22 protein-coding genes and 2 tRNA genes are annotated in these 24,437 nt (G+C 44.2%); 7 read left to right on the forward strand and 17 right to left on the reverse strand.

Translation table 11 applies throughout. The annotated features are described in order from the left end of the window. Positions 1 to 44: 44 nt before the first annotated feature. Positions 45 to 1,361, reverse strand: coding sequence for a TolC family protein (locus AXF12_RS03570; RefSeq protein WP_066428396.1), 1,317 nt, complete (start codon positions 1,359 to 1,361; stop codon positions 45 to 47). A gap of 312 nt (positions 1,362 to 1,673) precedes the next feature. On the opposite strand from AXF12_RS03570, the gene argS reads away from it, so the two are divergent. The 3 genes from argS to AXF12_RS03585 all read left to right on the forward strand — a co-directional run bounded on the left by argS (position 1,674) and on the right by AXF12_RS03585 (position 3,766). Further along, the gene (gene argS, locus AXF12_RS03575) at positions 1,674 to 3,455 is read left to right on the forward strand and encodes an arginine--tRNA ligase (protein WP_066428398.1); all 1,782 of its coding nucleotides are present in this window, start codon (positions 1,674 to 1,676) and stop codon (positions 3,453 to 3,455) included. 128 nt (positions 3,456 to 3,583) lie between these two features. Next, positions 3,584 to 3,656, forward strand: a tRNA-Gly gene (locus tag AXF12_RS03580). A 24-nt stretch (positions 3,657 to 3,680) separates the two neighbouring features. Then, positions 3,681 to 3,766 (forward strand) — tRNA-Leu (locus AXF12_RS03585). Between the two features lie 57 nt (positions 3,767 to 3,823). Here the strand turns inward: AXF12_RS03585 and AXF12_RS03590 are convergent. The 15 genes from AXF12_RS03590 to AXF12_RS03660 all read right to left on the reverse strand — a co-directional run bounded on the left by AXF12_RS03590 (position 3,824) and on the right by AXF12_RS03660 (position 15,268). Then, complete coding sequence (locus tag AXF12_RS03590; RefSeq protein WP_066428399.1) at positions 3,824 to 4,288, reverse strand: macro domain-containing protein; 465 nt, start codon at positions 4,286 to 4,288, stop codon at positions 3,824 to 3,826. Between the two features lie 9 nt (positions 4,289 to 4,297). Continuing rightward, entirely contained in the window at positions 4,298 to 5,152 is an 855-nt protein-coding gene (gene atpG, locus AXF12_RS03595; protein ID WP_066428401.1) for an ATP synthase F1 subunit gamma, read from the reverse strand. A gap of 44 nt (positions 5,153 to 5,196) precedes the next feature. Continuing rightward, positions 5,197 to 6,012, reverse strand: coding sequence for a hypothetical protein (locus AXF12_RS03600; protein WP_066428403.1), 816 nt, complete (start codon positions 6,010 to 6,012; stop codon positions 5,197 to 5,199). A 4-nt stretch (positions 6,013 to 6,016) separates the two neighbouring features. Continuing rightward, complete coding sequence (locus AXF12_RS03605; protein ID WP_082752967.1) at positions 6,017 to 6,646, reverse strand: RBBP9/YdeN family alpha/beta hydrolase; 630 nt, start codon at positions 6,644 to 6,646, stop codon at positions 6,017 to 6,019. A 32-nt stretch (positions 6,647 to 6,678) separates the two neighbouring features. Continuing rightward, entirely contained in the window at positions 6,679 to 8,259 is a 1,581-nt protein-coding gene (atpA, locus tag AXF12_RS03610; protein ID WP_066428407.1) for a F0F1 ATP synthase subunit alpha, read from the reverse strand. A 38-nt stretch (positions 8,260 to 8,297) separates the two neighbouring features. After that, complete coding sequence (atpH, locus tag AXF12_RS03615) at positions 8,298 to 8,846, reverse strand: ATP synthase F1 subunit delta (protein ID WP_066428408.1); 549 nt, start codon at positions 8,844 to 8,846, stop codon at positions 8,298 to 8,300. Between the two features lie 6 nt (positions 8,847 to 8,852). Further along, positions 8,853 to 9,344: a F0F1 ATP synthase subunit B gene (locus tag AXF12_RS03620; RefSeq protein WP_066428410.1), complete on the reverse strand. Its 492-nt coding sequence runs from the start codon at positions 9,342 to 9,344 to the stop codon at positions 8,853 to 8,855. Positions 9,345 to 9,422: 78 nt separating this feature from the next. After that, positions 9,423 to 9,623 carry an ATP synthase F0 subunit C gene (atpE, locus tag AXF12_RS03625; protein ID WP_066428413.1) on the reverse strand — a complete coding sequence of 67 codons (201 nt, stop codon included), beginning with the start codon at positions 9,621 to 9,623 and terminating at the stop codon, positions 9,423 to 9,425. 89 nt (positions 9,624 to 9,712) lie between these two features. After that, complete coding sequence (gene atpB, locus AXF12_RS03630) at positions 9,713 to 10,789, reverse strand: F0F1 ATP synthase subunit A (protein ID WP_066428414.1); 1,077 nt, start codon at positions 10,787 to 10,789, stop codon at positions 9,713 to 9,715. Between the two features lie 145 nt (positions 10,790 to 10,934). Then, entirely contained in the window at positions 10,935 to 11,453 is a 519-nt protein-coding gene (locus AXF12_RS03635) for an adenine phosphoribosyltransferase (protein WP_066428415.1), read from the reverse strand. A gap of 3 nt (positions 11,454 to 11,456) precedes the next feature. After that, complete coding sequence (gene ctlX / locus AXF12_RS03640) at positions 11,457 to 12,395, reverse strand: citrulline utilization hydrolase CtlX (RefSeq protein WP_066428417.1); 939 nt, start codon at positions 12,393 to 12,395, stop codon at positions 11,457 to 11,459. Positions 12,396 to 12,658: 263 nt separating this feature from the next. Then, positions 12,659 to 13,573 carry a dimethylarginine dimethylaminohydrolase family protein gene (locus AXF12_RS03645; RefSeq protein WP_066428421.1) on the reverse strand — a complete coding sequence of 305 codons (915 nt, stop codon included), beginning with the start codon at positions 13,571 to 13,573 and terminating at the stop codon, positions 12,659 to 12,661. Between the two features lie 219 nt (positions 13,574 to 13,792). After that, positions 13,793 to 14,734, reverse strand: a complete 942-nt coding sequence (locus tag AXF12_RS03650) for a HipA domain-containing protein (RefSeq protein ID WP_231909944.1) — start codon at positions 14,732 to 14,734, stop codon at positions 13,793 to 13,795. Between the two features lie 4 nt (positions 14,735 to 14,738). After that, a complete protein-coding gene (locus AXF12_RS03655; RefSeq protein WP_066428423.1) occupies positions 14,739 to 15,059 on the reverse strand; it encodes a HipA N-terminal domain-containing protein in 321 nt (106 codons plus the stop codon). After that, positions 15,059 to 15,268, reverse strand: a complete 210-nt coding sequence (locus AXF12_RS03660; RefSeq protein WP_066428425.1) for a helix-turn-helix domain-containing protein — start codon at positions 15,266 to 15,268, stop codon at positions 15,059 to 15,061. The genes AXF12_RS03655 and AXF12_RS03660 overlap by 1 nt, the downstream gene beginning before the upstream one ends. Positions 15,269 to 15,574: 306 nt before the next feature. Here AXF12_RS03660 and dnaE point away from each other — a divergent pair, with 306 nt between their 5' ends. Continuing rightward, on the forward strand, positions 15,575 to 20,038 hold the full coding sequence (dnaE, locus tag AXF12_RS03665) for a DNA polymerase III subunit alpha (protein WP_066428427.1): 4,464 nt from the start codon (positions 15,575 to 15,577) through the stop codon (positions 20,036 to 20,038). Between the two features lie 2 nt (positions 20,039 to 20,040). On the opposite strand, the gene era is transcribed toward dnaE, so the two are convergent. After that, positions 20,041 to 20,925 carry a GTPase Era gene (gene era, locus AXF12_RS03670; RefSeq protein ID WP_066428429.1) on the reverse strand — a complete coding sequence of 295 codons (885 nt, stop codon included), beginning with the start codon at positions 20,923 to 20,925 and terminating at the stop codon, positions 20,041 to 20,043. A gap of 267 nt (positions 20,926 to 21,192) precedes the next feature. Between era and AXF12_RS03675 the strand changes: the two genes are divergently transcribed. The 3 genes from AXF12_RS03675 (at position 21,193) to AXF12_RS03685 (ending at position 24,398) form a co-directional block, all read left to right on the forward strand. Continuing rightward, positions 21,193 to 22,140, forward strand: coding sequence for a YbbR-like domain-containing protein (locus AXF12_RS03675; RefSeq protein WP_066428431.1), 948 nt, complete (start codon positions 21,193 to 21,195; stop codon positions 22,138 to 22,140). Beyond that, positions 22,137 to 22,733, forward strand: a complete 597-nt coding sequence (coaE, locus tag AXF12_RS03680) for a dephospho-CoA kinase (protein WP_066428432.1) — start codon at positions 22,137 to 22,139, stop codon at positions 22,731 to 22,733. The genes AXF12_RS03675 and coaE overlap by 4 nt, the downstream gene beginning before the upstream one ends. Positions 22,734 to 22,805: 72 nt before the next feature. Continuing rightward, entirely contained in the window at positions 22,806 to 24,398 is a 1,593-nt protein-coding gene (locus AXF12_RS03685) for a sensor histidine kinase (protein WP_066428434.1), read from the forward strand. Positions 24,399 to 24,437: the final 39 nt, after the last annotated feature.

A 24,437-nucleotide genomic window follows, 5' to 3' on the forward strand; every position in this document is an offset into this window, starting at 1 on the left:
AATATATTATTTTTTCCGTACTTTTCAACTTGCCAAACTCCTCCCTACTGCTCTCTGCTCTCTCCCCCCTCATAAAACCGCAACAACTCCCCATACAACGCCGACATATACTTATTCTGCAAGTACGTCTGCTCCGCATTCCGATACGCATTCTCACTCACAATAAGGTCAGTATTCGTGAGGCTGCCCAACTCATATTTCTTCTTCGAAAGCTCATAAGCCAACTTCGCATTGTCGCGCGCCGTCCGTGAAGACGCCTCCTGTGCCTGGTACGAAGTCGCATTCAGCCACGCACTCTCCACCTTGCTATAAAGCTCCTTCTCCGCCTGCTGTCGGTCAAGTTCCGCCGTGTCAAGCGAGAGCCGTGCCAACTTCACATTACTGCGGTTCTTTAGTTGCGAGAAAATCGGGATATTCAGTGATACACCCACCGTCTGCCCAAAGTTATTATCTAACTGCGTCCTATAGTTATAGTCCGCCACCGATGAAAAGCCCGTATTCAGCCCCGCCTGCAACGAGAGCGTAGGCAGATAACCCGCCTTAGCAAGCCGTATGTCCTTCTCAGCCACCGCCTTCTTATTCTCGTAAATCTTCATAGTCGGCAAGTGCGCCACCGCCGCCGCAAACACCGCCTCCTTGCTCGGTATCGGTACCGCATAGCTATCCTGCAGCTCCGTGCTAATAGAAAAATCCGTACTTGGTGGCAACTCCAGCAACTGCTTGAGCGTCAGCACCTGCGAAGCGTACGCATTCTCTGCCCTTACAATGGCGTACTCGTTGCTTGCGTGCTGCGTTTCCATCTCCGCCAACGCCAAACGTGCAATCGCCCCTGCCTGAAAACGCTTCTGTGCCTGTGTCAACTGCTCAGCTGAGGACGCCGCCGTGTTCTTCGCCACCGCAATCCCCTCATACTGATAGAGTGCTTGCAAATACGCCTCGATCACCGCCAGCCGAATACTATTCTTAGCCTCCTGCACATAGAGCTCCTGCTGCGAAGTGAGCAACTCCGTCCGGGCCACCTCAATCCCCAGCTTACCCCCCTGATACAGAGGCACATTAGCCGTTACCCCGAAATTATTCGAAAGGTTCTCCCTACTCTCACGCCCATTGCTTATCGGGTTGATCGCCGAGCCGTGGTTAAAGCTCGCTGAGGCGTTTGCGCTCACACTCGGTAAGCGATTATGTTGCGCCTGTGCGTGGTTGATTGCCGCCTGCTCAGCCTGTACAGTCGCTTTCTTCACGGTGATATTATTGCGCTCGGCATAGTCCAAGCACGCCGCCAGCGACCAGCCCTTATCTTGTGCCTGTGCTACAAAGCCAACGAGCAGCACTATGGGTAATATGTAAAGTTTTCTTTTCATAAGTTTAGTAATTAGGGTCAGTGAACAGCAGCAGAGCTCATCAAGCGACTCCTACTGCTGGTCACCACCTTATTCATTATGTATAATCACAGCGCAAAGATAATACCATTTTCTCACCTTAGCAACTAAAATCGACGAACAGGCTGTTTTTATCGACGAATGCCTCATTTCTGCAAAAAAACGCATTGCAAAACGGAGCGCCAACGGATCGATAACGGAGCCATTCTCATTCACAAGAATAAAAAAATGCCCTAACAAGCCCTCTATTACCGATAAAAATCGTACCTTTGCCCCTCCAAAATGATATCGCAAATGGATTTACAACAAACTTTAAAAGAATACACTCAAAAAGCAGCTCAGGAACTCTTTGGTGCTACCTTAGAAACGATTGAATTACAACAAACAAAGAAAGAATTTGAAGGAGACATCACTGTTGTAATATTCCCTATGTTACGACAAATTAAAGGTAATCCACAACAGATAGGGCAGCAGATAGGAGCTTATCTCCAAGAGAAAGTGCCAGAGGTCGTTGCTTACAATGTCATCAAAGGCTTCCTAAACTTGGTGATTTCCGATACCTATTACATTGATTTTCTCACTGATATAAAAGATAATCCCAACTATGGTTTGGCTGCCCCTAATTCAAAAGAGGCTATTTTAGTGGAATATTCTTCGCCGAATACAAACAAACCGTTGCACTTAGGGCATATTCGTAATAACTTGTTGGGTTATGCTGTCGCTGAGATACTAAAAGCCTCAGGACATAAAGTCTATAAAACACAGATAATCAACGATAGAGGTATTCATATCTGTAAGTCAATGCTCGCTTGGCAGAAGTTTGGTAATGGAGAAACCCCCGAAAGTAGTGGGTTGAAGGGCGATAAGTTAGTCGGTAACTATTACGTAGCTTTTGATAAGGTGTATAAAGAAGAAATTCAACAACTTATAGTCTCAGGAAAGACAAAAGAAGAGGCTGAAAAGCAAGCACCTATCTTCTTAGAAGCACAAGAAATGCTCCGCAAATGGGAGGCAAATGACCCCGAAACAATCGCACTTTGGGAGAAGATGAATCACTGGGTATACGATGGATTCTCAGTAACTTATAAAAACTTAGGCGTAGATTTTGATAGGAATTACTACGAAAGTAAGACATATTTGTTGGGGAAAGATGTTGTAGGACAGGGCTTACAGAAGGGTGTTTTCTATAAAAAAGGCGATGGCTCTGTTTGGTGCGACTTGACCGCCGATGGTTTAGATGAGAAACTTGTGCTCAGAGCCGATGGCACTTCGGTGTATATTACCCAAGATTTAGGAACTTCCACCCAGCGTGTCAAGGATTATCCCGATGTGAAAGGAGTAGTCTACACCGTTGGTAACGAGCAAGATTATCACTTTAAGGTACTCTTTTTGATACTGAAAAAGTTAGGTTACGATTGGGCTGAGCACCTTTACCACTTGAGCTACGGTATGGTTGACCTTCCCACAGGAAAGATGAAGAGTAGAGAAGGGACTGTAGTTGATGCCGATGACCTGATTGCAGAGATGGAGTGCACCGCTGAAGAGATTTCACAAGAACTCGGTAAACTCGAAGGCTACGATGCCAAGCAAAAAAAGGAGCTATACCACACCATAGGCTTGGGAGCACTGAAATACTTCATATTAAAAGTAGATCCAAAGAAGCGTATCTTATTTGACCCTAAGGAGTCCATTGACTTCCAAGGCAACACAGGTCCCTTTATACAGTACACCTACGCTCGTATCAAGTCAATCCTACGGAAATATGACGCTATGAAAAGAGTTCAAACAAAGACCTTGCCTACAGATTTGCACGAGAAAGAGAAAACCTTGCTCAAGGCGATTACCTTATTCCCTACCATTGTGCAGGATGCCGCAGAGGCATACAGTCCTGCGGTCATCGCAAATTACATCTATGACTTGGTAAAGGATTTTAATTCTTTCTATCAAAATATATCTATTTTAGGTGAGAAAGATGAAGTGAAATTAGAGTTTAGAGTGGCACTTTGTAAGAAAATTAGCGAAGTGATTGCCTTAGCTTTTAAAATGCTTGGTATACAAGTTCCTGAAAGAATGTAACTTATAGAAGTACTGAAAATATTTTATAAAAAAAGTTACTAAAATATTTGCAGGTTTGAAAAAAGGTTGTACCTTTGCACTCGCAATGTAGGAGTACATTGAAGTTCATAGGTAAAATAGTATTTTAAGCGAAAATAGCTCAGTTGGTAGAGCGCAACCTTGCCAAGGTTGAGGTCGCGGGTTCGAATCCCGTTTTTCGCTCTTTTTTTATGCCTATGCATAGAGGCTCGGATGGTGGAATCGGTAGACACGCTGGACTTAAAATCCAGTGGGCAGCAATGCCTGTGCGGGTTCAAGTCCCGCTCCGAGTACGATAATAAAAAGGAACTGAAATGTCAGTTCCTTTTTATTTATAAGATACTTAGTTTCTATAAATCGCATACATACACCTCTACCCCTTTCAACGCCAAAGTCTCCTCTATCAAAGGTTCTATGGCTTCCCACTTACCTCCAGCCAGTCCACAGCCAATACGCGGCATTTGTACACCTGCCCCTATCTCAGCCGCAAAATCAGCTACTTTTAACAGCCCTTCACGCACTGCCTCATAACGTATCGGCGGATTGCCCTTAGCATCGCTCCCTATATTGTGCTGCCCAATGAGGTTCGCTATCCATAGTTCGGAAGCTACTTGTACAAACTGCACTTCACCCAAGCCAAAGCCTTCGCCCAAAGCATACCACTCGCGGTAATGCTTCTCAGGTGCCTTCCATTTTTTAGAAAGGGCTAAGACAAAACCCTTGCCCCAGCCCCCTATATCATTGCATATATGCACGATCACTACCTTACCCTCTACTTGAGGCTCCGTAGCATCTGCTGTAATATAATGTATCATCACTATTTATTAAGCCAATGCCTCCGAACCACCGACAATCTCAATGATCTCACCTGTGATAGTAGCTTGGCGCGCCTTGTTATAAGTGAGTTTGAGTTGCCCAATAAGCTCCGTAGCATTATCCGTAGCCTTATGCATCGCCGTCATACGGGCACCGTGCTCTGAAGCTACCGAGTCACGCAACGCCTTAAAGAGCTGCGTTTTCAGTGAACGCGGAATAAGCTCTGCTACAATTTCCTCTTGTGAAGGCTCATAGATGTAATCTATCTGTACACCATTCTCACTTGGAGCAGGCTGCACAGGTAGAAATATCTCATCGGTGATGATCTGTGTAGCCGCATTCTTAAAGCTGTTGTACACGAGTACGATCTCATCAAAAGTACTTGTAACATACAGCTGCATTAATTCCTCTGCTAATGGTGTTACCTTATTAAAGCTAACGTTATCGAACACTTCTGTCTCTACTTTGTAAACTCTATCGGTCTTTTTAAGCACATCATTGCCTTTCTTGCCAATAGCGTAGAATTGCACTTCCTTGCCTTTGTAAGCAGTCTGTTCGAGCTCTAAAGCCTTCTTAATCACATTGGAGTTAAAAGCCCCACAAAGCCCACGGTTGGAAGTAATCACTACGATGAGCACCTTCTTTGCCTCACCCTTACGTGGACTGTATTGGCTCTCGTCACCCAATGCCGAAGAAAGGTGCTCAAGCAACTGTTTGAGCTTATAGGCATACGGCTTCATTGCAAGGATAGCGTCTTGCGCCTTCTTGAGCTTTGCCGCCGATACCATTTTCATCGCGCTGGTGATTTGCATCGTTGAACTCACCGATGCAATCCTGCTACGTATTTCTTTTAAGTTTGCCATTTGTTTATCTTACTTATCAAGTAATTAAATAATAGTACGTTACTTTATTTTCCTTTTACTTTCTCTGCTTTCTTATCATCTCTTTTATGGGCGTCTATTAGTGCTCTTGGGTAGCCTGCTAAGGCAGATAGCCCTAAGAATATTGCCAATGCCCAAAGGCCTATTCTCAGTCCTGAGGTGATTTCTTTAGGGCTGCCTCCTGACCATATCATCGTGCCATACATTGCATAGTACGCAAAAACTATGGCTAATCCTAACATCAGGGCGGGGACAAAGAAGTAAAATACTACTGCTATGATGACGTTTGTAATCCACTTTGTATCAGCTCCCGAGGCATACCATACTGCCCACATCAGAGGTAGTAGAAACACAAACACTCCGAGCAGCAGCCCAAAACACTTCATATATAGCGGAAAGCCAAATGTTACCACCTGACCCGTCTGCTTATTATAGCGTATCGTATAGTACTGCTTATCTTTGTTATACTGATCCACTTCAAAATCGAGCTTTGTTTCCACTTGCTTGCCTGAGGCTGTGGTGAACTGCACTATAGGCTCATAATAAGTTCGCTCTCTTTCTCTATAATCACCTTTTTCGGTATGTGTATACTTATAATCTACTACCTTAGCCTCATAGCTTTTGCTCTCGGCCATAGCTATGTATACATCTCTGCTTGTGCTATAGATAAAACTTCCTACAGCTTCTGCTACCACTAATCCCACAAAGGTTACTGCATAAGCATATACGAAAAACAGTGACCTAAGTGGCTTTCCCCAACGCTGAGATATCAAGTAGGTTAGAAAGAGTGCCACTAAAGCTAGTACCCACAAAGGAATTACAGCATCTAATCCCCAAGTCATTCTATTATTTTCTTATCGCTCGCATTACAATCTCCTTTACTAAGGAAAACTCTGTATAGCCTCCTCTATCCAAGAAGTGCTTTCCGTACTCTAAGGGATACCAATCGGCGTGAAGCCGCTGGGCTACTGCCTCGCTATAGGCAAAAGGCACTATATCATCATCCTTGGCGGAGATCACCGCTCTGAGTTTTACCTTTTTAATGAGCTTCGGGTAATCAACTGTCTTGGGAATAAAATCATTCAAAAAGGCAAAGTCCCCTAACTTAGTATCAAGAGCTGAGACTAAAACTATACCCCCTATCTTTGGCAACTTTTTCATCTCTGAGAGATACCTCAATGTGGTGATAGTGCCTAAGCTATGAGCAATGATATAAGTATGCTTATCCAATACAGGCACTTCTTTTGCGATAGTTGCTGCCCACTGACTATAAACGGGGGTTGCGGGAGTAGGCATTGTCAGCACCGAGACTTTGCAGCCTTCCCTCTCAAAGGCTTGCTTTAAGTAGGGAAACCAATGCTGCTCAGGCGAGGCATCATAGCCGTGAATAATCACTATATGCGCCTTTACCGCTGCTTTCTGTGCCCAACCGAGCATACCTATTGCAAAGCATATAAAAAATAATATCCTTCTCATTGTTCTATCCACTAATCGCTAACCCCTATCCGCTACGCCGCGTACTTCTCAGCCAAATCCTTAGCAACCTTATCAAGAGTTGCCATAGCCTCATCGCTGATTTTACCCGACTTCAATTCATCGAGCACAGGGCGATGCGAAAGGTTTAAAAACTCTAAATACTCCTTTTCAAACTCTTTTACACGGCTTACAGGCACACGACGCAAAAGATCTTTTGACCCCGCATAGATAATCGCTACTTGGTTCTCTACAGGGTATGGGTCGCTTTGTGTTTGCTTTAATATCTCCACATTGCGCTTCCCTTTTTCGATCACGCCCATAGTAGCCGCATCAAGGTCGGAACCAAACTTTGCAAAGGCTTCCAGCTCACGATACTGTGCTTGGTCGAGCTTCAAAGTACCTGCCACTTTCTTCATTGACTTGATTTGTGCCGAGCCCCCAACGCGCGATACCGAGATACCTACGTTGATGGCTGGGCGTACCCCTGAGTTAAAGAGGTCCGACTCTAAGAATATCTGCCCGTCTGTAATAGAAATCACATTGGTAGGAATATAGGCTGATACGTCTCCCGCTTGGGTTTCAATGATAGGCAAAGCCGTCAGCGAGCCACCACCTTTTACCAAATCCTTGATACTCTCAGGCAGGTCGTTCATCTGGCGTGCGATGGTGTCGTCTTCAATTACCTTGGCAGCACGCTCCAAGAGGCGTGAGTGGAGGTAGAACACGTCTCCAGGGTACGCCTCACGTCCTGGTGGACGGCGCAACAGCAGCGATACTTCACGGTAAGCCACCGCTTGCTTGGAAAGGTCGTCATAGATAATCAGTGCTGGGCGACCTGTATCGCGGAAGTACTCCCCAATGGCAGCCCCTGCAAAAGGTGCGTATACCTGCATTGGTGCTGGGTCGGACGCATTGGCAGCTACAATGGTAGTATATGCCAAAGCCCCAGCGTCTTCCAAGGTCTTAGTGATACCCGCCACCGTTGAAGCCTTTTGACCAATAGCCACATAGATGCAATACACAGGCTTACCCGCATCGTAGAACTCTTTCTGGTTCAGTATGGTATCAATGCACACCGTAGTTTTCCCTGTCTGACGGTCGCCGATGACGAGCTCACGTTGCCCACGCCCGATAGGGATCATCGCGTCTACCGCCTTGATACCCGTTTGCAGTGGTTCTTTCACAGGCTGACGGAAGATAACCCCTGGTGCCTTGCGCTCCAATGGCATTTCATAGAGCTTACCTGTGATAGGTCCCTTGCCATCGATAGGTTGCCCAAGGGTATTGACCACACGCCCTACGATGCCCTCGCCTACGTTGATAGAGGCGATAAGTCCTGTACGCTTTACGGTGTCGCCTTCCTTGATGTCGGTTGAAGGGCCCAAGAGGGTTATCCCCACGTTATCCTCCTCGAGGTTGAGCACGATGCCCTTAAGCCCGTTGTCAAACATCACCAATTCGCCGTACTGAGCGTTGGAGAGCCCAAAGATACGCGCAATACCATCGCCCACTTGCAGTACGGTGCCCACTTCTTCGAGTGAAGCCTCCGCATCGAAGTGCGCTAACTGTTCCTTTAATATCGCTGAAATCTCAGCTGCTTTTATCTCTGCCATTTCCTTTTAATAGTATATCTTATTAATCTATAATTTTTCTATAAAAATAATTTCTCTTGAAAACGCTGTTGCAGTTTGCCAATCTTATACGCCAAACTCGCATTGTACTGCACATCGCCTACACGCAAGATAAAGCCCCCAATCACGCTTGGGTCTACCTTACTCTCAAGAGTGATATGCTCATTATTAGTAAGCGATTGCACCTTCTTGAGTACCGCAGTTTTTGTCTCACTTGATAGGGGTACTGCTGTAGTAACTACGGCTGTTTGGTAATTCTTGTAGATGTTGTACTGAAGCACAAACCGCTCAGCCACTTGGTTGAGTAGCGGCAGACGCCCATTCTGCATCAAGAGACTTATAAGGCGCTTTGTAGGCGCTGTTATTTGTGCAAACACCCTGTCAAGTACATTCTTCTTCACAGTAGTTTTCACAATGGGGGAAATCAGCAATCGTTCCAGATCCTTACTCTCTTTCACTGTATTGTGTATCAACTGCATATCTGCAAACACTTCCTCCGTTGTTCCTTGGTCAATGGTGTAGCTTAGCAATGCTTTTGCATAGCGATTGGCTGCTCTAAATCCGTACATAAGTTCTTAGTTTAAAGTGGCACTCTTTAAATACTCATTGATGAGCGAAGTCTGCTTCTTAGTATCTGATAACTCATTCTGCATCACACGCTGAGCTATATCTATCGAAAGGCTTGCTACCTCATCTTTCAATTGCGCTAAGGCTACCTTTTTCTCGCTCTCAATAGCTTGTCTGGCTTGGGCTATAAGTTTAGCACCTTCTGCTTGTGCTTCCCCTTTAGCCTCTGCTATCATTTTGTCTTTTATCTCTTTAGCTTCCTTGAGCATCACATCGCGCTCTGCACGTGCCTCAGCAAGCAGCCGCTCATTGTCCGCTTTGAGGTTTTGTATCTGCTTCTTAGCCTCCTCTGCCGATTCCAATGCCTTATTGATATTCTCCTCACGCGTTTTTACCGCTGAGAGAATAGGCTTCCAAGCGTATTTCGCTAATATATACAGTAAAATCAAAAAGATGAGTGTATTCCAAAACAATAAACTCTCAGGACTCGTTAAATTCATATCTCTTTATTACTTTTATAATTCTAATTACAATGTAAAAACCATCTTGCAACCAACCGTTGCAAGATGACTTTCTGATTATTTTGCGATGAGAGATACCACTACCGCGAAAAGAGCTACCCCTTCTACCAATGCGGCGGCGATAAGCATCACAGTCTGAATCTTTGAAGTGGCTTCTGGCTGACGAGCAATCCCTTCCAATGCGGATGCCCCAATTCTACCAATACCGATGCCTGCTCCAATGGCTGCTAATCCAGCCCCAACTCCTGCTAAAACCATAAATAAAAAAATTAAAATGTTAATAATTCAACTCTAAGTAAATATCTTCTCTGATCTCTGCTCTCTGACCCCTGCTCTCTGCCCCCTAATCAATGATGCTCCTCCTCTACTACCGCCTGACCGATATACAGCGCCGAGAGTAGCGTAAATACGTATGCCTGCAACACCGCCACCAACAGCTCCAACAAGTCAATAAATAAGGTGAAAAGCACCGACACAGGCGATACCCATATACTACCAAAAATAAATATAAGCGAAATAAGGCTGATCACAATGATATGCCCTGCTGTGATATTGGCAAACAAACGAATCATCAAGGCAAAAGGCTTGGTGAATATGCCCATTATCTCAACCAGCACCATTATAGGATAAATCCACAAAGGAACCCCAGGAGGCGCAAATATCTCGCGCCAATAGTGCTTCCTACCGCTCACCAAAGTGATCACCAGTGTAAATACAGCCAATAAACCAGTGAAATAAATGTTGTTAGTCATCGTTCCCGCAAAAGGGAAAAACGGAATAAGCCCCACTAAATTACCCAATAAGATAAGGAAAAATATCGTCAGCAAATAAGGCATATAGCGCCCATAGTACTTCTCACCGATGTTAGGCACCGCAATGTCGTCACGCACAAAAAGAATAACAGGCTCTAAAAAGCCCGCTAACCCCTTCGGCGCTCTCGTGTTGTTCTTGTACGACCGTGCCATTGAAGTAAAGATAAGCACCAGAAGTACAGATACCAATAGCATCGTAAACACATTCTTGGTAATTGAAAAATTCAGCGGGCGCGCATTGGTCACACCTCCTTTGCTGTCAAGGCGAACCCCTCCATCAGCATTAGCGTAGTAAATCCATTCGTTGTAGCGTACAAACCGCTGCCCATCGCGCTCCACAACCACTTTCCCCGCATTGTCGTGATGAAAAGCATTCGAGAGAAAACACACCAAACCCTTATCCGTCCATAGAATAACAGGCAGAGGCATTGAGTAGGAATGCCCATCTTTCTCAAATAAATGAAACTCGTGTGCGTCACCAATATGCGAATTTACTACTTCCGTAAGGTCTGTGCCCTTCTCGCCCCCTTCTGTACCTTCAGAAAAACCCTTCAGTGGCAAGAGTAAAAGTGCCAATAAACAGATATACTGAATAAAATTCCTTACAATCATTTCTCCTAATTAGATAACTATAATTTAGTGACTGCAAAGGTAGCTTTTTTAATCAATGTACGGAAATTATTTCATTAAAAAAATATTGTAAATCTATAAGATATTGATTTACAGATGTGAAAAGAATGTTAAAACTTCAACACACTCACAAAATGCTGTACACAGGGTAGCCTTTGAGCCGCTCTCGGCCCTTCAAAAACGAAAGTTCAATCAAGAAATCCAACTGAACGATCTCACCCCCCAGTCGCTCCACCAACTTCACCACAGCCTCAGCCGTTCCGCCAGTAGCCAAAATGTCATCGTGTATCAGGATGCGCTCCCCTTTGTTGATGGCATCCGTGTGGATCTCCAGCACATCTTGCCCATACTCCAAGTCGTAGGTCTGCGATAGGGTCGTAAAAGGCAATTTTCCCTTCTTCCTCACAGGGATAAACCCCGCCCCTAAGCGCTGTGCTAGCAACATTCCGAAGAAAAAACCACGACTTTCCATACCCACTACCTTATCAATGCGCTGCCCCTCTAAGTGCCCCGCCAATAAGTCTACCACATATCCCACAGCCTTAGGGTCTAATAATAAGGGGGTGATATCTTTAAAAATAATTCCTTCCTTAGGAAAATTCGCAATATCTCTAATCTTACTCTCTATGTATTCCTTTTTGTTCATTGTCTAATTCACTTCTTTAGGTAAAAAAATCTCCGCAAGCATACAGCGGGCACTACCACCACCACAAGTCTCTATGGTTTCAATGCCCGAATGCAGTATCTTGCAATGCCGCTCAATCTGCGAGCGCTGCTGCGGTGTCAGCACCTGATAGGCCGAGTCGCTCATCACCAAATAATCCCCCTTCTCACCTCTCACTTGCAGCATATTCCCAGCGTATTGCAGCATCTGTTCCACTGTGATGGCAATCACCTCCTTACCGTCTTCTTTCAGGTGGTGCAACACATTCTTACGCTCGCTCTTATCCGCAATAGCCTCCAAGCACACCACAGCAAAACTCTCAGCCACCGCCATCATCACATTCGTGTGGTAAATAGGCTCAGCTACCCCATTCACCTGCTGGTAAGCCTTGAAAATCACAGGGGTATACTCAAAGTCCTCACAGAACTCAATCAGTAGCTCCTCATCTGCACGAGGCGAGAGCGCACAATACGCCTTCCTATGCACCCTATCCAGCACCATAGCCCCTGTCCCCTCCAAAAAGAGGTTTTCCTTTTCCGCCGCCGTGTAGTCGTATACGTTTTCTATAACAAAGCCAGCCGCCTCCACAAGGTCTAATATATCCTCGCGCCTTTCCCTACGGCGGTTTTCAGCAAACATAGGGTAGATTGCCACATCACCATTCTGGTGAAAGCTAATCCAGTTATTCGGGAATATCGAGTCGGGTGTATTCTGCTCATAGAGGTCATCAACTGCCAACACCTTCACGCCCACCTCGCGTAGCTTCCCTACAAGGGTGTCAAACTCCTCTTGTGCCTTTTGGTTAATAAGCTCATTCTGAAGGTCTAAATCCTCCTGAAAGAAGTTATTCACTGTCGTTTCCTCATTCATACGGAATCGCACAGGGCGCACCATCAGCACACTATCCGTTATTTGTCTGTTCATTCTATAAAAAGTTGCTTACAGCCCGCAAAGGTACACAAAAAAATAATACACAAGCGTTCATCTCGTGTAAAAATCTTTGTACCCCCCAAACGGACACCTATCGAAGCCGTAACGAACCCACCCCGAACCACCTCAAAAAATAAACCCGACCCTTCGGCTTACTCCAAGCGGTCAGCACTTGTTTTTCTAATAAGGAATCTCAGAATGCTGTTCTATATATTTAAGGTAATGCGTACTCATAGCCTTTACCAACTCCTCAAAAACTACTCTCTGCACAGCGGCAGTGTTGAGCACCTCAACAAACCCTCTTGCTTGGAAATCTCGGCATAAGGCACTTCCTCCACTGTAAAGCCCTGTGCTCGGAGCCAATGGTTCAGCCGTGTAAAGCCGCGTTCTGATACCACCACCTCAGGCGAGATAGAGAACACATTACTACACATCGCATACATCTCTTCTCGCTCAATATGGAAGAGGTTTTCTTTGCCAAAGAAATTGGCTAAATAGTCATAGTCAGCCACGTCTCTAAAGCCTCCTTTGTAGATAATCGCTTTACCACGCCCCACAGGTTGAAAGCAGCAATCCAAATGCAACGCATTATCACGCGCCTCAGTCTTCGACTTTACCAAGTCAAATTCACGTATGGTCTTCTCAGGGAATAGCCTTTTGAGGAACGCTACCCCTGCCATATTAGTGCGTGCCGTGATTTGCTCCTTATAGTCCGCACCCTTGTAAGTCCCCACGAAGATATGGTCGCCCCACGGCATCACATCGCCACCCTCGATGTGTACCTCCTCAGGGGGTGTAATCACACGCTCTGGGGGCAACTGTCGTACGATGTACTCAATAGCCTCAAACTCCGCCTCACGATCAGGCAAGATATTGGCTTTAATAAACTTATCTTCGATCACAAAGCCGATGTCGCGTGTGAAAATCTGGTTGCAGTCTTTGATGATTTCAGGGCGTAACACCTCTACACCGTGCTTTTTAAGTATAGTGGCAAAAGCCTCCATCTCAGCCACCATATCCGTCTCCACAGGGTAAGTGCCCGCCGCAATATGCTCTGCCGACTTCGGGTCGTAAGCCTCCTCCAACGTAGGAGTAGGACCATTGCTCACCGCTGTGCCTAATATCACTGCCCTAAGGCGACTCGTTTCATCTGTAATGTGTAATTTTCTCATAAATAATTAGTTTTGACCTTTAAGGACTGAACTTTGAAGTAAGTACTCATCGCCTGTAGTTACACCCCTAAAAGGCTCTTTTAAGAATGCAAAGATATAACTTTTTAATGAATAACAAACATTGCATAATCAATAATTTAAACAAAAATAACGTAAAACTATATGCAAATAGATATAATTACACAGAAAATAATGTAATTTATATGTGGTCACATATAGTTATACTTTAAATAATAACAACCTTCTACGCCATAAATTGATATATTGTATCTGCTTGGGCTGTGAAAGAAATGATTGCTCTATCAGTTTTACCACAGCCTCTTCACGTTTTAAAAAACGCTCAAAAGTAGCTGTGATTTGCTTGGGTTTTAAGCCAAAATTTATCCCTAATGCAACAAAATCCTCCCTTTTTAGTCGTTGTTTTTTAGCGTTGATCGTCAGGGCACTTTCCTCAGTGTCTGTAGGTAATACAAGGTGCACATTGAGTAGATCGTAAAAGGGAGTCAACTCCCATCTTCCTTCCTTTAGCAGTAGCGAATAGTTCTTCAAATGCATATCGTTATTGCCTATGAGGAAGCTGAATACTACCCCTTCAAAAAGCCTCAGCAAATCGAGTTGAGTGTTGCTTGAGTACGTCCGTACTGCTTTTCCTACCTTCTCCACTGAACTTCGATACTTGTCGTAACTTTCAGTAATCTGCATCATATCTATCTGATGGAACTTTCCTCCACCAACAGCTCTATCCATACGCTTGGTGATATATGCTAACTCACCCGACTGTAATCGTATCAGAGAGTGAGCTGCTACCTGTAAACCACAGAGCGTAGCTAAGTGCATTGTCAAGTCTTCATTCTCTGGCATTTCAGGGTAAGAAAGGGAAGGTGGTTTTAAGATATAATTCCCTTTGAGTACCCCCATAATAGTCAGCCGATGCCCTTCTTTTTTAGCCCCCTCACGGATAAGCCCTAATGAGAGCTTCGGCTGTACACCAGGGACTGCTACTGCCGAGCTGAGCACCTCACGAGCCAATACAACCATATCATCTAAGCTATAGTTGAGTGCGGGGGCTTTTGTACTACCAAAAAACCGACGCGCACAAGCAGGATGAAAATCCCCCTCTTCTAATGGTTGATAACAATATAAGCACTTATGGTTCATCATTTTTTTATTTTATAGGGATGATACTTACAGCTCCAATACAATCTCCACAACAAGCCAACAACAACCCCATACGATCAGTGCGATTCAGCCGCCAGCTTTCTGTAGCGATATCCAGTAACCACCCTTCAGGAATTAAGCCCTCAAAAAAAGCAAATAGTCGATTGCTTTCATAGTGCTTTTGCGTCGTAGGCATCGTTACCGAAATAGGAGCCTCAGGGTGCTTTGCTATATACACATCATCATATTCAAATACAAACTCCCCTGAATCCATTTCAGTGAGTATACCTGCTAAGTCATCGTTGTAAAATACCTTGCCTTGTCTCATTATAATATATCTTTTATGGGTATAGCAACCGTTTTACAACCAAACATCATCAGCACTTCATTGACTTTCGCAAGACTTACATTCTCCTTGCCCTGCTCTATTTTGCGTACTACAGTTAGTGCTACACCTGCTCGTAAGGCAAATTCCTCTTGCGTCAAGCCTGCTGCTCGTCGTCGTTCTTTTACGAATGTCGCTAAATCTTTATACATAGTATAATTAGTTTTGAGTTTGCAAAGATACATAAAATTATATGCAAATAGATATAATTATATAAAAATAACGCAATTTATATGCAATTGCATATAAAATATAAGGAAAATATAACTTTCTATCTCCTTTTCTTTTTATCATCCTTACCTTGCACGTCATCTCCCATTACCCCTAATAACGAATGAATTGCACAACTTTATAACTTTTTTTCAAGTAAGGAATATCCTTATCTCAACAAAAAACCATATCTTTGCACTCCCATTAATCACCAACCCCTAGTCCCTAACCACTAATCATTAAAAAAAGTGTATTTAATATTCGACACCGAAACCACGGGCTTGCCCCGCAATTATAATGCCCCTATCACCGATACGGACAACTGGCCTCGTGCAGTACAGATCGCGTGGCAGTTGCACGATGATATGGGGGAGCTCATTGAGCATCACGATTACCTCATCCGCCCCGATGGCTTTGACATTCCTTACGATGCCGAGAAAGTACACGGTATCTCTACCGCTTTAGCCGAGGCACAAGGCGTACCTATTGCCGAAGTGCTTGCGGCTTTTAACGAGGCACTCGCCAAAGCCCAATACGTCGTAGGGCAGAACATAGGCTTCGATATCAACATTATGGGAGCTGAGTACTACCGCTATGCAGTGGTAACACCACTATCTGAAAAGCCTGTACTCGACACTTGTACTGAGCTCACCGCCCAACTGTGCAAAATACCTGGGGGGCGTGGCGGCGGCTATAAACTGCCTTCCCTTACCGAGTTGCATCAATTCTTGTTCGGTGAACCTTTTGGTGAAGCTCACAACGCTACTGCCGACGTCGAGGCCACTACGCGTTGCTTCTTCGAACTCATCAGGCGTGGAGAAGGCTTTAGCACTCAGCAGCTATCACCTGATTACATCACTGCCTTTCAGCAGCACAATCCCGATACTATACAGCCCATCGGCTTAAAGCATATCAACCTCAAAGAGGCTTCTGAAAAACTCAGTAGCACTACGCCCACTGAAGGAACACCTTCACATACAGAACTCAATGAGAACCGCGAGCAACTCCGTACAGCAGCTTTTGCCCACCTACACAACCACACTCAGTTCTCTGTCTTGCAGTCCACAGCTTCCATTGCCGCTCTGGTCAAAAAGACAGCCGCTGAGCGTATGCCTGCCGTAGCCCTTACCGATAGTGGCAATATGATGGCAGCCTTCCATTTTGTAAAAGAAGTAGCAGCGTATAATAAAGCCGCAAAAGCCAAAAATGCAGAAGCCGAGGAGCAAGGCAACCCTCCTACGGAAATGATCATCAAGCCTATCGTGGGATGTGAGTTCAACATCTGTGATAACCATCTCGATAAATCGCGACAGGACAATGGCTACCAAGTGGTAATCCTCGCTAAGAATAAACACGGTTATCACAACCTCGCCAAAATGGCCTCCATAGCCTCCACTGAAGGGTTTTATTACGTGCCCCGCATTGATAAGAAGGTAGTGGAGCAGTACAAAGATGACCTAATAGTGCTCTCTGGCGGAATGAATGGCGAGGTACCCTCAAAGCTCCTCAATATTGGCCAGAAGCAAGCCGAAGAAGCCCTCCTCTGGTGGAAACAGCAGTTCGCTGAGGACTTCTATATAGAGTTAATGCGTCACGGTCAGGAAGATGAAAATCGTGCTAACACAGCCCTTATTGAACTTTCTAAAAAGCACGGCGTAAAGCTCATCGCTACTAACAATACGTTCTATTTGGAGCAGAAAGACGCTAATGCACACGACATCCTACTCTGCGTAAAGGATGGTGAAAAGCAAACTACCCCCATAGGGCGTGGACGTGGTCACCGATTTGGGATGCCCAACCAAGAGTATTATTACAAATCGGCTGAGGCGATGAAAGCTCTCTTCACTGATGTGCCTGAGGCAATACTCAATATCCAAGAGATTCTCGACAAAGTTGAAGTCTACACCTTGGAGCGCGAAATCCTTCTACCAAAGTTTGATATTCCCGAAGAATTTCAAGTAGAGGATGATCCCGATGGCAAAAAAGGAGAAAACAAATACCTCCGACACCTTACTTATCTCGGTGCTGAAAAGAAATACAAGGAAATTACTGATGAAGTGCGTGAGCGGCTCGATTTTGAACTTTCTATCATCGAAAAAACGGGCTATCCAGGCTATTTCCTTATTGTGCAAGATTTTATAGCCGCTGCCCGGAAAATGGGCGTGTCCGTTGGTCCTGGACGTGGCTCGGCAGCAGGTTCGGCAGTAGCCTATTGCTTAGGTATTACCAATATGGACCCTATTGCATACGACCTCCTCTTTGAGCGTTTCCTCAATCCTGACCGTGTATCAATGCCCGATATTGATATCGACTTTGAGGACTCTCGTAGGCAAGATGTCATCAACTACGTAATTGAAAAATATGGAGCTAACCAAGTGGCGCGTATCATCACTTACGGCACAATGGCTGCCAAATCCTCCATTAAGGATACTGCCCGCGTGCTCGACTTGCCCTTACCTGAATCAAATCGATTGGCAAGTTTAGTGCCGAGCAACATCTCCTTGGCAAAGGTGTTTTCCTTGGATGACAAGGCGTTAAAAGAAAAAATACGCCCCGAAGAAATGGTAGGAGCTGATGAACTCAAGCGCCTCCTTGAGGGGCAGGATATGAGCAGCCAGACCATTCAGCAGGCGCGTATCTTGGAAGGCTCAGTGCGCAATACAGGGGTACACGCCTGTGGAGTGATTATCACCCCTGACGATATTACAAACTTTGTCCCAGTAGCACTGGCAAAGGATTCCGACCTCTTCGTAACTCAGTTCGACAACTCAGTGGTGGAAAGTGCAGGTCTGCTCAAGATGGACTTCTTGGGGCTCAGCACCCTCACCCTCATTAAGGATACCATTGAGATTATCAAGCAGCGACAAGGCATAGAGCTCGATCCTGAGGCTTTCCCGTTAGATGATAAGAAAACCTATGAGCTTTTCCAACGTGGTGAAACCGTGGGGATATTCCAATACGAGTCCGTCGGGATGCAAAAACATATGCGCAATCTCAAGCCTACAGTCTTTGCCGACCTCATTGCGATGAACGCCTTATACCGCCCAGGTCCGCTGGAGTATATCCCGAGCTTTATCGCTCGTAAACAAGGCAAAGAGCCTATCGTTTATGACCTTGATGCTATGGAAGAGTTTCTCAAAGAAACTTATGGAATTACCGTCTACCAAGAGCAGGTGATGCTCCTCTCTCAAAAGCTGGCAGGCTTTACCAAAGGCGAGGCGGATGTGCTGCGTAAGGCGATGGGTAAAAAGCAAAAAGCAGTACTTGACAAGATGAAACCAAAGTTCGTCGATCAAGCAGCCGCAAAAGGCTATGATGCAAAGATATTAGAGAAAATATGGGCTGACTGGGAGAAGTTTGCCAGCTATGCCTTCAACAAATCACACTCCACTTGCTATGCTTGGGTAGGCTACCAGACGGCTTATCTGAAAGCAAACTACCCCGCAGAATATATGGCTGCCGTGCTGTCGAATAATATGAATGACATCAAGACTATTACCTTCTTCTTAGAAGAATGTAACCGTATGGGGATCAAGGTGCTCAGCCCTGATGTTAATGAGTCGTTCTACAAGTTCACAGTGAATAAAGAAGGGGCTATACGCTTTGGTATGGGGGCTATCAAAGGGGTGGGCAAGGCTGCCGTTGATACTATTGTAGAACATCGCAAGGACGGTATTTACACCTCTGTATTTGACTTGGCAAAACGTGTAGATTACAAGAGTATCAACAAAAAGGCCTTTGAAAATATAGCTTTGGCAGGAGGCTTTGACAGTTTTACCAATGTGCACCGCGCTCAATACTTCCATCCTGATGCTGATGGAGTGCCTTTCATCGATAAGGTGGTGAAGTATGGGATGAAATACCAAGAGAGCAAGAACTCCGCCCAGTTGAGCCTCTTCGGAGGTAACAGTGAGGTCGATGTGCTCGAACCTACAGTGCCTGCTTGTGAATCGTGGGGCAACCTCAAGCAGCTCAAACTCGAAAAAGAAGTAGTGGGGATCTATATCTCAGGGCATCCTTTAGACGATTTTAAGCACACCGTTAATAACTATTGCAACTGTGCACTCTCAATGCTCGATGATCTTACACCTCTGGTAGGCAAAGAACTTACTGTAGCAGGAATGGTAACCGATCTGCAACACCGCACTTCAAAAGAAGGAAAAGGATGGTGCACTTTTGTATTAGAAGATTACGATGGCTCCTATGAGTTCAAGCTCTTTAATAATGACTATCTCAACTTCAGAAATAGCTTAAATATCGGTTGGTTTTTATTTATAAAGATGACAGTGCAACTGCCTAATTGGAAGAATGCCACTCGCACCCCTGAGCCTCGCATACAGATCACTCAGATATCACAATTGCAGGACGTACTTGAAGCGCAAACAAAGAAAATCAGTTTGCACTTCAATATTGCAGAGTTCAACTCTGATATGACACACACTTACACTGAGATTATCAATCATTTTAAGGGAAATCAATCGATCTCGTTTGTGGTGCATAAACCCAGTGACGACCCTACAGAGAATATACATCTTGAATTGGAAAACCCACAACTGAGGGTAGCTATTACCAAAGACTTCTTAGATGCATTGGATCGTCAATCAGCCGATTATATTCTCAATGGTAAGCGAATTCAGAAGATAGAACGCATCCATCGAGAGGATACAGAGATGGAGGAAACCCATCCAGAGTTGGAGCTCGCAGATGATTAGCCCTATGAGAGGTCGTAGCCAAAGCGACGTAGCTGTCGGGTATTAGAGCGCCAGTCCTTATTTACCTTTACATATAGCTCAATGTGCACTTGCTTGCCGAAGAATTTTTCGAGGTCGGCACGTGCTTGTACACCTACTCTTTTCAGCGCTTCCCCTTTATGCCCTATGATAATGCCTTTTTGGCTCTCTCGCTCTACCATAATCACTGATCGTATGTGCAGTATCTGCTCCGAATCAACAAAACTTTCGGTTTCCACTTCTACCGAATAAGGGATTTCCTTCTTGTAATTGAGCAGTATCTTTTCACGGATAATTTCATTGACGAAAAAGCGCTCGGGCTTATCGGTAATTTGGTCTTTTGGAAAGAATGCAGGTGAGGAGGGGAGTAGCTCAATAATACGATTAAATACTACATCAGTTTGGAAGCCTGCTAAGGCTGAAATAGGGTACACCTCAGCGCGAGGTACCTTCTCTTTCCAGTAAGCCACTTGCGCTTCTAAGATTTCTTGTGAAGAGGTATCTATCTTGTTGATAAGTAATAATACAGGTATTTGTAATCGGTTGATACGCTCAAAGAACACCTCATCCTTGAGTTCTTTTTCTCCTATTTCTACCATATAAATCAAGATATCAGCATCATCAAAAGCACTTTTTACAAAGTCCATCATCGACTCTTGCAATTGGTAAGAAGGCTTGATGATCCCTGGGGTATCTGAAAAAACAATCTGAAAATCATCTCCGCTAACAATCCCGAAAATACGATGGCGAGTAGTTTGCGCTTTTGAGGTGATGATGGATAGCTTTTCACCTACAAAGGCATTCATCAAAGTCGATTTTCCTACATTAGGATTGCCGATGATATTTACAAATCCTGCTTTATGTGTCATAGCTTTTTAAGTTATTTTTTGTTAATGGGGCAAAGATAGATATTTATTTTTCAAGTAGGCTGTTAAAGATTGTTAATTTTGATAAAATCCTCATTTACCACTGATAATTAGCTGTTTACAAACGAAATAAAATAATATTTTGCACTCAGAAACAACTTTTTAATGAGGGGAGATTTAGGAGTGGAAAGATTTTTTTTATAAATTTTTACACTTTTTGATACGCCGTATGATTATAATTATTATCTTTGTGAAAAATTTAACACTCAGATGAGCACTACAAAAAGCAAGATAGGGTCTTTCGGCGGCAATAGGCATACGCTTACCTTTGTGGTGTGCTTGTGTGTTTCGATATTCTTATGGGCATTGCTCAAGCTCTCAAAGGATGTGTTTCGAGAAGTATCAGTAGGGGTGCGTATTACCAATGTGCCAACCGATAAGTTTGTATCACCCTTGCAAAAGAATAGTATGAAGATTTTAGTAGAAGGCAATGGACTTTCACTCCTGCGCCTTTATGCTGAAAACCCTTCTCTGACCATCGATTTTAATGATTTGCAGCCCTTGGGTGACGACCGTTATAGGCTTTCGAAAACCAGCCGTGAAAAACTCAGTAATTCATATCTATCGCGTTTTAGGATACGCAATACCATTTCGGATACACTGCTGGTAAAGCTCGAAAAAAAGTACACACGCAAAGTGCCTGTGTTAGTGCATCTGAATGTTAATTTTCAGCGAGAATACCAGCTAACTGAGCTCAAGGTGCAGCCTGATTCGATAAGCGTTTCCGGTATAAAGTCAGCGATGGATACCTTGCAGAAGATTGATGTGTACATAAAGAAAAAACGGGAGGTGAAAAGTAATTTCACTGAGATATACAAACCCAAGAATACTGACTTTGTCAGTTACGGAGCGAATCGGATCCGTATCGAAGGGATAGTGGACAAAGTTAGCGAGCGAGTGATAAGAGTGCCTGTGGAACTGCATAACGTACCTGAAGGATGTCAGATAAAAATCTTCCCGACCGAAGTCCCTGTTTTATGCACGGGTGATTTAAACCTGCTTAAGGGCTTGCGTACGGAAGATATACACGTGGTGGCCGACTTTGATCAGTGGCAAGAAAAAAGTACACTGCCTTTGAGTCTTACCACCCCAAAGAAACGTATTAAACTGCGTTTTCTCAACGAAAAGAGTGTTGATTTTCTAATGAAGAGGCAATGATAGTAGTAGGTCTGACAGGTGGCATTGGCAGTGGCAAGAGCTTAGTGGCAAAGATGTTTTCCTCTCTGGGGATTGCGATCTACGACTCTGATACTCAGGCTAAGCATATTATAGCTACCAACCCTCAGGTAAAGCAAGCTATTAAGGTGCTTTTAGGTGAGGAGGCTTATGTAGATGGAGTTTACAATCGCACTTATGTGGCGAGTATAGTGTTTGCTGATACAGAGAAATTGGCACAGCTCAATAATATTGTACACCCTGCGTTGGCACTCCATTTTATGCAGTGGAAGGAAAAGCAGCAATCACCTTATGTGATTAAAGAGGCTGCTATTTTATTTGAAAGTGGTGCCTATAAGCACTGTGATTATATTATCACCGTTACAGCCCCTGAAAAGCTACGTATAGCACGAGTGATGAAACGCGACAATATAAATGAAGCTCAGGTGGTTGAAAGGATGAAACAGCAGTGGACAGACGCTGAGCGCATTGCTTTATCCGATGCAGTAATTGAGAATATTGATATAGATAAAACGCTAAAAGAGGTACAAAAATTGCATACTCAATTACTCGAAAACATAGAAAAAGGGCGTTAGCGTAGAGAAGTAAAAGTGTTAAAATAGTGTTAAAATTTTAGAGTGTATTTATTTTTATTGTAGTTTTGTGCAATGAGTAGACGCCTTTACATATTGATTATCATCCTGATGAGCCTCTCATTAGTGGGAATTATTGCCATCCAAGGCTATTGGATTAAGTCAGCAGTAGATGATCGTGAAGAGGCTTTTACCTATTCAGTACAACAAGTTCTCAGCAATATTGCAAGGCAGGTAGAGCAGAATGAAATAGATAGATATGTGGCTAAAATCATCACCTTGCGCAGGCAAGATAGCACCTTCACAATGAAGAGAGAGAAGGAACGCAGCTATAGTGATGGAGATAATCCGCAAAAAGGAGCTGTAGCCTATGAGCACGGAGTGCTTGAAGAGGATTACGCTCTGCCAATGAGTCGCAGTGCTCCAATGCAGACAGGCTTGATGCACCTGACGGATTCAGTAGCTATCAAGGAGTATATCACTCCTGAAAAGAGGCGTAACTTTACCACAGGGAAGGATTTAGAAAAGCCCTCAATAGCAACAATGCGCGCTTATGAGGAGTTAGGTAGAATGCCTGATATCGAACGCCTGATGATTGAGGAATCGTTTAAAGGAATCATCCAACGGCAATCAATTAGAGAGCGAGTGCTTACCAAGGAGTTGGAGCAGCTGATTGATAAAAAGCTCAAAAAGCGAGGGCTGGATCTGCGCTTTGAGTTTGCTATCTACAATAGAAATATCCTTTCGGGGGTGCACTCAAAGTATTTTGATGCCAAAGGAGTAAAGGAATATCGCACCTTGCTCTTCGCCAATAATTCAATGGGGAACTCAGTGTACGAACTGGCATTGGTATTTCCTCAGCGTGAACATTACATCCTTTCCTCAGTGATAGGGATCGCTTCACTCTCAATGGTGTTTATGCTGATCATTGTAGGGGTATTTGTCGTAACCATACTGCAATTGGTCAACCAGCGACGCATATCGGAAATCAAAACTGATTTCATCAATAATATGACGCACGAGTTCAAAACACCTATTGCGACGATGAACTTGGTCACAGACGCTATCAAAAACCCAGTAACGCTACATAATCCTGATAAAATACTTGATTATGTGAAGTTACTCAAAGATGAAATCAAGAGGATGCACTCGCAGGTTGAGAACATACTGCAAGTGTCACGCCTTGAAAAAGGAGAACTCAATATAGAGAAAGAACCTCTTGATGCACACGATCTATTGGTAAGGGCTATTTCGCACTTGCAAGTGATGCTTGAGGAGCGAAAAGGCGTAATACGTACACACTTCTTAGCAGAAAACAGTGATGTATCAGCCAATGAGTCGCACCTCACCAATGTATTTATCAATGTGATTGAGAATGCGATAAAGTACTCACCGAAGCCTCCTATTATAGACGTGTATACTGAGAATGTAAAAAATAAGATACTCATACGTATTAAAGATAGAGGGCAAGGGATGAGCAGACAGGCAATGAAGCAGATATTCACAAAGTTCTATCGAGAGCATACAGGCGACCTACACAATGTAAAAGGACACGGATTGGGGCTTGCCTACGTGAAGAGTATAGTGCAGTACCATCAAGGGACGATTAGTGTGGAGAGTGAGAAAGGTAAAGGGAGTACCTTTTTTATAAAACTTCCTGTTATATAAGAATGAGTAACTAAAAAATAATCAACATAAAAAATTAAA

It is taken from the genome of Capnocytophaga haemolytica (genome assembly GCF_001553545.1).
Classification (GTDB): Bacteria; Bacteroidota; Bacteroidia; order Flavobacteriales; family Flavobacteriaceae; genus Capnocytophaga; species Capnocytophaga haemolytica.